Source organism: Clostridioides sp. ZZV15-6597 (assembly GCF_020657815.1).
Lineage (GTDB): Bacteria > Bacillota > Clostridia > Peptostreptococcales > Peptostreptococcaceae > Clostridioides.
Genome location: NZ_JAGWCT010000004.1, coordinates 1 through 11,602, shown reverse-complemented (window position 1 = coordinate 11,602; position 11,602 = coordinate 1). Strand labels below are relative to the sequence as shown.

The window sequence follows — 11,602 nt, the reverse complement described above, 5'->3', positions numbered from 1 at the left end:
ATGTGTGTAAAACATTGGGAGGATATAAAATGAGTGAGATATTTGAAGGAATAGGACAGATAAAATTTGAAGGACCAAAATCTAACAATGAGTTAGCATTTAGATACTACAATCCTGAACAAGTAGTAGGCAATAAGGCTATGAAAGAGCACTTAAGGTTTGCAATGAGTTACTGGCATACTTTATGTGGAGAAAGTAACGACCCATTTGGAGTAGGTACAGTAGATAGACCTTGGAATAACATGACAAATCCAATGGAAATAGCAAAGTTTAAAGTTGATGCAGGATTTGAATTTATGACTAAGATGGGAATTGAGTATTTCTGTTTCCATGATAGAGATATAGCTCCAGAAGGAAAAGATTTAGCTGAAACAAATAAAATATTAGATGAAATAGTTGAGTACATAAAACTTAAAATGAAAGAAACAGACATAAAGTTGTTATGGGGAACTGCTAATATGTTTGGCAATCCAAGATTTGTTCATGGGGCATCTACAACTTGTAATGCTGATGTTTATGCTTATGCAGCAGCTCAAGTGAAAAAGGCTATGGAAGTGACTAAGTATTTAGGTGGAGAAAACTTTGTATTCTGGGGTGGAAGAGAAGGTTATGAAACTTTACTTAATACTAATACAGAACTTGAAATGGATAACTTTGCAAGATTTCTAAAAATGGCTGTAGATTATGCTAAAGAAATTGGATTTACTGGACAATTCTTAATAGAACCTAAGCCAAAGGAGCCTACTAAACATCAATATGATTTTGATACTGCTACAGTTTTAGGATTCTTAAGAAAGTACAATTTAGATAAATATTTCAAGTTGAATATAGAAGCAAACCATGCAACACTGGCAGGTCATACTTTCCAACATGAATTAAATATAGCTAGAATAAACAATGTTTTAGGAAGTGTCGATGCAAATCAAGGAGATTTATTATTAGGATGGGATACAGACCAATTTCCAACAAACATATATGATGCAACCCTTGCAATGTATGAAGTGTTAAAACAAGGTGGAATAGCACCAGGTGGATTTAACTTTGACTCTAAAGTAAGAAGAGCATCTTTTGAAGTAGAAGATTTATTCTTAGCTTATATTGCAGGAATGGATACATTTGCAAAAGGATTATTGATAGCTCATAAATTATTAGAGGATGAGGTATTTGAAAACTTTACTAAAGATAGATATAGAAGCTTTAGTGAAGGTATAGGTAAAGACATAGTAGAAGGTAAGGTTGGATTTAAGGATTTAGAAGCTTATGCACTACAAATGCCAACTATAAAGAATAAGTCGGGAAGACAAGAAATGTTAGAAAATATGCTTAATAGGTATATATATGAAGTTGATACAATTTGTAACAAGTAGTTGTATTGTTATAAATCTTAGATGATTAAATAAAAACTATGGAGTATTCTATAGTTTTTATTAAAAAAATATAAATAAGAGCATTCTTTATCAGTAAAAAATTGTCTGAAAGATTTTCTATTTATAGTGAGTTTTCAAATACCTTTGAGATAAAAGATATATAACACTAAGTAAAAAATAAGCTATAATAAACTTATCAAGAAGCTATATATGTATAGTTACTAGTGGAGTTGCTTTACATAAAGAAAATATGGATAACAGTATTAGATGAAGAATAACTAAAAAGGAAAATAGGGTAAATAAGAACGTAGGGAGATTTTTGTTAGATAAATCTTCCTACGTTTTTATTTACAATAATTTTGAATGATGTTTGTTTTAGTTAGTAGTTTTGAGAAATATATATATAATGAGATAAGTGGTTACACTAATAAAGATTATATAAATATATATCTAAATATTTTTTGTTATATAGAAATACATTGTGTACAGTTAAAAGTTAGTGGCAAAAGTTATTATTAATTTGTTTATTAATATATAAATACAGATTAGAATTCCTTTGATAAAACTATAGAATAATAAATTTAAAATATATTTATGGATATATAAATTATAATGAAATATAATATATAAGTATTACTCTAAATATTTATAATAATATAATATATTAAAATATGAAGCTGGAAAGTTGATGAGAATTATATGAAAAAGAAAATATTGTTTTTAGGAATTATTTGTATATCTATAATTTTACTAGGTAATTCTACTTATTCCCAAAAGAAGCAACTATCTGAGAAAGAAAAGGTAGATGACTTTAAATATGTATATAATGTTATAAAAACGGGGTATCCTTACTTAGATGTAAATAAGAGACTTAATAATATTGACTGGTTAGAAAATGAGGATAAGTATATAAAAAGAATTAAAAATACTGAAAGTGATGAAGAATTTATAGAAAAAATGTCATCTATATTATCTGAATTAAACAATAAACATACTGAATTAATAGATAATAAAAACCGATATGAACTTTTTAAAAAATCATACTCTAATAATAATTGGTATGACTTTCTTAATGATAAAAAAGTTGTAGATAGATATGATTCTATAAATACTAAGATAAAAATGCCAAATGATATTTTTGTGAAAAAAGAACTAATTTTAGAAGATATAATTAAAGGCAAGGTTGGATACATGTATTTACCTGCAATGTCGCCACAAAATGGGTCAATAGATAAGGATTTAAAAATTATAGGAGATTATATTAATAATTTAGAAAAACATCAAGCTTTAATTATTGATATAAGAGGAAATTCAGGGGGAAGTGACAGATATTGGAAAGGAATTGTATCTAAACTTATAAAAAATGATATAAAAATAGAGGGTTATAGACTCTATAGAAATAATAATGAAATAGTTAAAAAATACACCAATGCAAGAAATATAAAGTTAGAGCCTATAGAAAATCTACCAGTAGGTGTAAAGAAAAATGCACCAGAAGAAACTTTAAAAAATTTTAGTGATTTTGAAAAGACTTCTTATACTATAAATACTAATAATGATTTAAAATTTCAAGGTAATATATACTTACTTATAGACGAAAAAGTATACTCATCATCAGAGTCGTTTTCTATGTTTTGTAAAGAGACTAAGCTTGCAACTTTAGTAGGAGAAACTACTGGAGGTGATGGTGGAGGAATAGACCCTGTGTTGTTTGAGTTAAAAAATAGTGGTTTAATAGTTAGAATGTCAAGCTGTATGTATTTAAACAAAGACGGAACATGTGATGAAGAATTTAAAACTATTCCTGAGTTTAAAGTAAAAGACTGTAAAAGAACGATAAATTTTAAAGATGATAACAGTATAAAAAAGGTATTGAAACTTGAAAATATCAATTATTAAATAACAATTAAATATTACTTTATGCTGGATAGAATAGAATTAAAAAATCAATGGTTTGAGAAGTTATATTACTCCCATCACTTGACCAAGGCAAATATATAAGAACAAGTAAAAATAGATTTCCAACCAGTGAATAACGCCACCTAAGTAGAGACTATAGGTGGCGTTTTCATATGGCAACAGAAAGGAGGAAATTAGTACAAATTTTTTTTATATAGTCAATCATGAACATATAACAGCTAAAGAATTGGCAGATTATTTTAATGTATCAACAAGAACAATATACCGCTATATCAATACTCTGTCTATTGCCGGAATACCTATCATATCCACAAAGGGAACAGGTGGGGGAATATCGCTAATAGACGGACATGCTCTCGACAAATCATTGTTATCTAAAGAGGAGCAACAGAACATATATCAGGGATTACAAATGTTACAGGTTATAAAATATCCTAATGCTGAAATTGCATTAAGTAAAATTAGTGATATTTTTAGAAATGTCTTGGAACCAAAGTGGTTGAAAGTTGATTTTACATTCTGGCGAAGTGATGAAAATAAGATAAATAAAAGATTTTCAGAATTAATGTTAGAGTTAAATAAATCAAACAATTTTAGAATATTTGATAACTTTGAGGATGCTAAAAATTATATTTTAAATCTAAAATGACAGAAAATAATATAAGCAAAGCATTTAGAAGTATTGAATATAAAAATAAAATAAATATATATGATGAGTATTTAATAAGGAAATGGCATTTTCAGCATTAAAAAATTAATATAAGTAAAAATTTAAGAAACATATTTATTAATAACCTTTCTATGTTACAAAAGTGTAATATTGGTAGGCAAAATGTAATATTTACATAAGGATTTAACCGTACAAAACCTTTAAAATGAAGATATACTAAGAAGTGAGCAAACGGAGGTTATTAATTATGAAAGAAATATTAAAAATAAAGAATATATCAAAAGATTACGGTATAAAAGGATTTAAAACAAATGTACTAAAAAGTATATCTCTTACAGTTAATGAAGGTGATTTTATAGCAATAATGGGGCCATCAGGTGCAGGCAAAACAACATTACTTAATCTAATGTCTACGCTTGACAAACAAACCTCAGGAGAAATAATACTCGATGGGATTGATATATCGAAAGTAAAAAATAATGAACTATCGAAATTAAGAAGAGAAAAAATAGGATTTATATTTCAAGACTATAACTTACTAGATAATATGACACTCATGAATAATATAGCACTTCCTCTGGCGTTAGGGAAAAAGAAAAGTAAGGAAATTGAAGATAAGGTATTTTCTATAGCCAAAAAATTTGGATTAGAAAATCATTTAGATAAATATCCATACCAATTATCAGGTGGTCAAAAACAAAGAGGTGCAGCAGCAAGGTCACTAATTACAAACCCAGCAGTAATATTTGCAGATGAACCAACGGGTGCTTTAGATTCTAAATCAGCTTATGAACTTTTAAACTCATTAGAAAGGATAAATAAAGAAAATAATGCTACTATTATAATGATTACACATGACCCTCTAACAGCAAGTTATTCAAATGAAGTATATATGATAAATGATGGAACTATAAAGTGTAAATTAAACAAAGGAAGTAGTAGAAAAGAATTTTATGGAAAAATTATGGATATGTTGGCCTCTATGGGAGGTGAAATGTAAGTGAGTGTACTTGGGATTGCTTATAATAATTTTAAAAGTAATATAAGAACTTATTTGGCATTTTTTATATCTATGGTCTTTTCAGTAGTTGTACTGACTAATTTTGAATTACTAAGATATGGTGATGCCATAAATGTATTGCAAGGAGAAAATCAGAAATTCACATTATCAGTGTTAATATCTGTAATAATAATATTATCAGTATTTTTATTTTTCTTTATATGGTATGCAACAAATATATTCTTTAAAAATAGGTCAAAAGAAATAGGAATACTATCTTTTATGGGGTTGGATTTATATACTATAGGAAAAATATATTTTGTAGAAAATATGCTTATAGGAATAAGCTCTTGTATAACAGGGATACTTATAGGGATAATAACATCTAGATTTTTCCAGGTAGTGATAATAAAATTATCTGGATTTGATATAAATGTATCCAATGGGCTTAGTATCAAAGCTATAATGTATGCCAGTTTGATATTTATTTCTATATTTATGATAATGACTATAAAAGGTTTTGTAACAATATGTAGAAGTAGTGTAATAAACCTAATTAACACATCTAAGAAGCAAGACAAAATACCAAAAGTAGGAATAGGATTATACATATTAGCCATAATATCAACTTTAGTATTAGGATGTGGTTATTATCTTTCTATGGATATACGCTCTGGAAACATAACTAGTGTAATGGCAGTTATAGTGATAATAATAATAGGTACTTATGGTCTATTTAAATCAGTTATGCCTGTTGTATTTCATATGATAATGAAAAATAAAAAAGTATTATTTAATGGAAATAATATAATTGCTATAAACAATATAAATTACAGATTAAATAAAAACTATAAAACTTACTCTATAATAGCTATAATTATAACTACTACAATATCAACCCTTGGTGCATCAGTTGCTATAAAACATCTACAACAAAATGCTCAAGAACAAAGAAATGTATATACTGTTAGTATAGTTTCAACAGATAGAAATGAAGTAAACAGAAAACAAATAGAAGATATAATCAAAGACACTAATAATATAAGGTATTCAGTAAATCCAGAACTAATTGCTTTAGAAAATCCAGATAGCAAAAATGATTATGATAAATTAAATACAATAATGAAATACAGTGATTTTTACAATACTCTTAAAGTAAATGGAAATGAGAAAGAATTAAAAGAGTATGGCGAAAAATTAGTTAAAGGAAATAATGTAATACAGTTAAAAAGTCCTCAAACGATAGTAACATTAGCTAAAAAAGAAACCAGTGTGAACATTGATGGACAAGTATATAATATTACAAAAGGGGAAGTAAAAGTACCAGTATTAGGAACAGGGATTAATGACAGTATTATAGTAGTGAATGATAACATCTACTCTAAGTTAAAAGACAAAGGACAAGCAATATATTTCTATGGAGCAAAAGTATCTGATGAAGAAAATAGCCAAAAGATGTTTGATAATATTGAAAAAAATTTAAGTATGAAAAGTGGCTACATGAGAAATGGATATAAAGCTCAAAACGAAAGTCAATGGATGAAATTTGCATATGTAGTGCTTGTATTTTTATTTTTAGTATTTACGCTTGTGGCTGGAAGTATAATATACATGAAAATATATAGTGATGCTTATGAAGATAGAGATAAATATAAAACTTTATTAAAGATAGGAACTACAGAAAAAGAAATAAATAAAGCTGTATTTAAAGAAGTAGCCATATTTTACACTTTACCAATGTTAAGTGCAACAATATCAAGTTACTTTGCATTAAGACTAGCAGGTAATTTATTAATGGCTGATTTATTTAGTATATATATATTGAGCTTAGTAATATGCTTAATAATATTTATAATATATGGAGCAGTATCTGTTAATAAGTTTAAGAAGGTAATATACGAAAATTAATCAACAAATCTATTAAAACAAAGGGGGTGTCTCAAAATGAACTTTTTAGTTCATGAGGCACTCTTTTTTGTATAAAATCAAATATATTTTCATCATTTCAAAAATGAAAAAGAGGCATATATCTATTTTGAGACAGCACCTTATTAATTAGGTCTAAGTCGTTTGACTAATAAATGTATACAAAATATGATATGATAGAGATAATTTATATTATAAGAAAATATTAAAATAATGGAGATTACATAAATGTATAAAATTTTATTAATAGAAGATGATATTGATTTATCAAAAGAAATTGCTTTGGCATTAGAAAGATGGGGATTTAAAGTAGAAGTAATTGATAATTTTGAACTGATTTTAGAAGAATTTATAGATAAAAAGCCAGATGTAGTACTTTTGGATGTTAATTTACCACTGTATAATGGATTTTACTGGTGTGAGAAAATAAGGTCTGTTTCAAATGTTCCAATAATATTCCTTTCATCAAGAGATTCTGATATGGATTTAATAATGGGAATAAATAATGGAGGAGATGATTATATTACAAAACCATTTTCTATAGATATATTAGTTACCAAAATAAATGGGATAATAAGAAGAGCTTACAATTATAGCGACTCTAATAGTGTTCTATACTACAAAGATTTGATGTTTGATGTGGGAAAAGGAATCATAAAGAACAAGTACAAGGAAAAAGATATAGAATTGACTAAAAATGAAATAAAAATTTTAACTTTATTATTAAAAAATAAAAATAAAGTTGTATCAAGAGAAAGTCTTATGATGACTCTATGGGATAATGATGAGTTTGTTACAGATAATGCTCTTACAGTAAATATGAATAGGCTAAGAAGTAAAATTAAAGAGTTAGGGTTTGATGATTTTATAAAAACTAAAAAAGGAATAGGATATACAATATAATGATAGTAAAATATTTAAAAGACCGATTCAAGTATATTGTACTTTTTTTAATTATCATTAGTATAATAAATATTTACTTATTTGCTATAAATATATTTGAGAATCAATATGCAGAGTTAATATACTTAGATTTTTTAGCTTTACTCATAATAATAGTATTTTTTATTGTAGATTATATAAACTTTAAAAATAGCTATAAAGATTTATGTAAGTGTTTAGAAAATCATGATGATATAGACAACTACTTGATTAGTGGACAGTCCTTTGAAGAAAATATCATAAGAGATATTATTGAAAATTTGAAATCAAAGAACAATGATGATACAAAAAATTACAAACAATCTCTAAAAGAATTGGATGAATACATAGCTAAATGGGTTCATGAAATAAAGATTCCAATATCATCTTTGAGTATAATTACAGATAGATTAAATAATATAGAAGATAGTATAGATATTAAGAATCAAATTGCAAAAATAAACTTTTTAGTAAATTCTATTTTATATAGCAGTAGAAGTAATAGTATATTTGAGGACATATTTATGAATAAAGTTAATTTAGAAAAATTAATAAAATCCTCTATAAAGAATAACTCGTTTTTACTCATAAAAAACAATATTGAAGTTAGTTTAAACAACTTAAATTATACTGTTTACACGGATTCTAAATGTATAGCATATATTTTAGACCAAATTATTAATAATGCTATAAAATACTCAAAAGAAGTTGGTAAAATTGAATTTAATGCAAAACCATTAGAAAACGGAGTAGTGTTATCTATAAAAGATTATGGCATTGGTATAAATGAAGAGGATACATGTAGAATTTTTGATAAAGGATTTACAGGAACAAATGGAAGAAATAGATTGTATAAATCTACTGGAATGGGATTATACTTTGCAAAAAAGATGTTGGATAATTTAGGGCATAAGATTGATGTGTACTCAGAGAATGGTGTTTATACAATTTTTAATATTCATTTTTATGATATATCAGATTATTTAAATCTAGATAATTAGATTAATAGAAATAGTGAATTCATTTTAAATATGAAAAATATAGTAGTATTTTTACTTTAATGTCAATAGTTGGAACGAGTGTTCTTAGATATACTAATAATAATTTAGATTTACAGACATTAAAATATAAAAATGGACCTTATCATGTTTTATTTAATGGAATTAATAAAGAACAATTAAATAAAATTCAATCAAATAGTAGTATTGAACACATAGGATTACAATATTTATATAATCAAACTTCAAAAGAAGAAAAGCAAAATATAGATATAATGAGTGCAAATAATGATTACTTATTGAGTGGATCTAAAATAAAAGAAGGGCGATTGCCAAGAAATAAAAATGAAATAGTTGTAGATGACTGGATTTTAAAGCTATTAGGATTGGATTTTAAGTTAAATCAAGAAATTACTTTAAAAGTTAATGATAATGATGGAAAATACAAAGAAGAAAATTTTTTTATTGTAGGTATATTAAATGATATAGCTTCAAATAAATTGTATGGAAGAAGGAATTTATACTTAAACTTTAAGGAAAAAGCTATCAATGAAATATTTGCATATATAGAGTTTAAGCAACACGTCAATATAGAAAAAGAAATAGAAAAAATAGCAATTTCGATTAACATTCCAAGAGAAAATGTTCACTCACAAAGTGATATTATCAGTTTAGAAAATATAAATAACAAAATTAATTTTAATGATTTACAATTTGTGTTTATAATAAGCTCTATATATGGATTGATTATATATGGTATTTTTAACATTTCAATATATAACAGAATCAAAGACTATAGCATTTTAAAGGCTGTTGGATGTAATAATTATAATATTTTTAAGCTTGTTTTTATTGAACTTATATTTATGTACATAATTTCTATACCTATAGGTATAGTATTTGGGTTTTTAGGAGTATTTGGTATAAATAATATATCAAATAAGGTTAATACAAATATAATAATTCATGGAACATTAGTAGAACTTAAAGTTATTATACCAATATCTATTATTTTAATATCAATATTATTTATCAGCATTATAATACTTTTAATATCAGTTTTATTATACAAACAAATAAGAAAGATTTCAATTATAGATGGAATAAATAAAAGGCTTAGTACTGCAAATTTAGAAAAAAGTATTATATCAATAACCACTTTAAGGAAATTTATGAAAACATATATAGCACTATCTTTTAAAAATATATTTAGAAATAAAAAGACATTTTTAATTATATTACTTTCATTAAGTATATGTGGAATAACATTTATCGTTTTATCATACAAACTTTCAATAGAAAAAGAAAGAGGGAATTATCAAAACTGGGAATTGCACTCTAATTCTGATTTCCAAATAGATGTATATAGTGAGAATAAATCAAAAGGAATATCAGAAACTTATCTAAATAAACTTAAAAAACTAGATGGCATAAAAGATATAGATACTTGTAAACTAATACCATCAAAAATGATTTTAAATGAAGAGGATATAAAAAATCAAAAATATTTTAACAATTTAAACTTAGGTGTTAAGGATATGTACTTTAATTCCTATTTGGATAAAGATAAAAATACAAATGAGCTTATTCTAAAAAATAGTTTGAGGGGATATAATGATTCAGCTTTAAATAAATTAAAAAGATATACGATAAAAGGAGATATAAATATTAAAGATATGAAAGAGCATGCAGATGCAATTTTATATATTCCACAGACTAACAATAAAAGTATTAGAGTATTGCTTCAAGGAGAAAGTGTAGTCAATATACAACCAGGAGATTCAGTTACTATTAAGTTTAGAGAAAATAAAGTATTAGATGATAAATATTATAAATTAGAGGATTTAAATGAAAAGTATCTTTACAAAACATTTAAGATAGGAGCTATAGTTTCTTATGATTAAATGTATGATGGGTTTGAAAGAAGTTCTTTAAGTCCTAATTTAATCTTAAGTGAAGATACTTTTGAAAGTGTTACAGGTGTAGTAGATTACTATTCAATCAATATTGATATTAAAAATGGATATAATCATAAAACAATTGAAAATAGTATATCTAAAATTACATCAACAGGAGATAATATTATACCAAGAAATTTAGTACAAGAGAGGGCTAAATTAGACCTATTGGATTTTAAAAAATGGAGTCTTTAAAATATATACTAATTAATAAGAATTATATAAAAAATAGGAGATTATAAATTGAATTTAAATTATTTAGGAGAAAGAATCAGAGACCGCAGAAAAGAACTAGGAATTACAAGAAGAATTAGCAGAGAAAACTGATATAGGATATAATCATTTAAGTAATATTGAATGAGGTAAGAAAATGCCTAGTCTAGAAACATTTATTAAAATAGTAAATGAATTGAATACAACATCAGACATAATTCTTAAAGATTCTGTTAAATATGCAAAGCATCATTTGCCAAATGATATAACAGGAAGACTAGAAAATTTAGATGCAAAAGGATTAAAGATTGTTTCAGATGTTTTATATGCTCTAATAAAAAATTTAAATAAAAATCAGAATGATAAGTAGAGAAGAGTTATTTAAACCTGATAACTCTTTTTTAAGATAATTTTATACATTACTCCTCATCTTTCCAGCTTCTTGCCCAATTTTCTAATTCATTAAGTTTTTCTTCAGTTAAGTGTTCATCTTTATGTAATGTAGAAATTGAATGTATAAATTTATCATCATGTTTTTTAACTATTTGTTTTGTGGCCATTAACATTTGTTTATATTTTTCTTCTATTTTTCTGAGTCCCCTTTACCTATACTCCTTAAGATATTATCT

The 11,602-nt window shown here is 25.3% G+C and carries 11 protein-coding genes; 10 read left to right on the top strand and 1 reads right to left on the bottom strand.

The window, feature by feature from the left end; genetic code table 11:
• Positions 1-29 precede the first annotated feature (29 nt).
• The 10 genes from xylA (at position 30) to KGF52_RS01680 (ending at position 11,343) form a co-directional block, all read left to right on the top strand.
• The gene (gene xylA, locus KGF52_RS01725; protein ID WP_227838933.1) at positions 30-1,367 is read left to right on the top strand and encodes a xylose isomerase; all 1,338 of its coding nucleotides are present in this window, start codon (positions 30-32) and stop codon (positions 1,365-1,367) included.
• 699 nt (positions 1,368-2,066) lie between these two features.
• On the top strand, positions 2,067-3,266 hold the full coding sequence (locus KGF52_RS01720; protein ID WP_227838932.1) for a S41 family peptidase: 1,200 nt from the start codon (positions 2,067-2,069) through the stop codon (positions 3,264-3,266).
• Between the two features lie 160 nt (positions 3,267-3,426).
• Complete coding sequence (locus KGF52_RS01715; protein WP_227838931.1) at positions 3,427-3,936, top strand: helix-turn-helix transcriptional regulator; 510 nt, start codon at positions 3,427-3,429, stop codon at positions 3,934-3,936.
• 268 nt (positions 3,937-4,204) lie between these two features.
• Positions 4,205-4,957 carry an ABC transporter ATP-binding protein gene (locus KGF52_RS01710; RefSeq protein ID WP_227838930.1) on the top strand — a complete coding sequence of 251 codons (753 nt, stop codon included), beginning with the start codon at positions 4,205-4,207 and terminating at the stop codon, positions 4,955-4,957.
• Positions 4,958-6,865, top strand: coding sequence for an FtsX-like permease family protein (locus tag KGF52_RS01705; protein WP_227838929.1), 1,908 nt, complete (start codon positions 4,958-4,960; stop codon positions 6,863-6,865).
• 246 nt (positions 6,866-7,111) lie between these two features.
• Positions 7,112-7,786 (top strand): response regulator transcription factor, encoded by a 675-nt coding sequence (locus tag KGF52_RS01700; RefSeq protein ID WP_227838928.1) that lies wholly within the window; start codon positions 7,112-7,114, stop codon positions 7,784-7,786.
• The gene (locus KGF52_RS01695) at positions 7,786-8,805 is read left to right on the top strand and encodes a sensor histidine kinase (RefSeq protein ID WP_227838927.1); all 1,020 of its coding nucleotides are present in this window, start codon (positions 7,786-7,788) and stop codon (positions 8,803-8,805) included. Before KGF52_RS01700 ends, KGF52_RS01695 begins: the two co-directional genes overlap by 1 nt.
• A gap of 59 nt (positions 8,806-8,864) precedes the next feature.
• Positions 8,865-10,706, top strand: a complete 1,842-nt coding sequence (locus tag KGF52_RS01690) for an ABC transporter permease (protein WP_227838926.1) — start codon at positions 8,865-8,867, stop codon at positions 10,704-10,706.
• Positions 10,707-10,955 (top strand): hypothetical protein, encoded by a 249-nt coding sequence (locus tag KGF52_RS01685; RefSeq protein ID WP_227838925.1) that lies wholly within the window; start codon positions 10,707-10,709, stop codon positions 10,953-10,955.
• 175 nt (positions 10,956-11,130) lie between these two features.
• Positions 11,131-11,343: a hypothetical protein gene (locus KGF52_RS01680; protein WP_227838924.1), complete on the top strand. Its 213-nt coding sequence runs from the start codon at positions 11,131-11,133 to the stop codon at positions 11,341-11,343.
• Between the two features lie 49 nt (positions 11,344-11,392).
• On the opposite strand, the gene KGF52_RS01675 is transcribed toward KGF52_RS01680, so the two are convergent.
• Entirely contained in the window at positions 11,393-11,539 is a 147-nt protein-coding gene (locus KGF52_RS01675) for a hypothetical protein (protein ID WP_227838923.1), read from the bottom strand.
• Between the last annotated feature and the right edge of the window lie 63 nt (positions 11,540-11,602).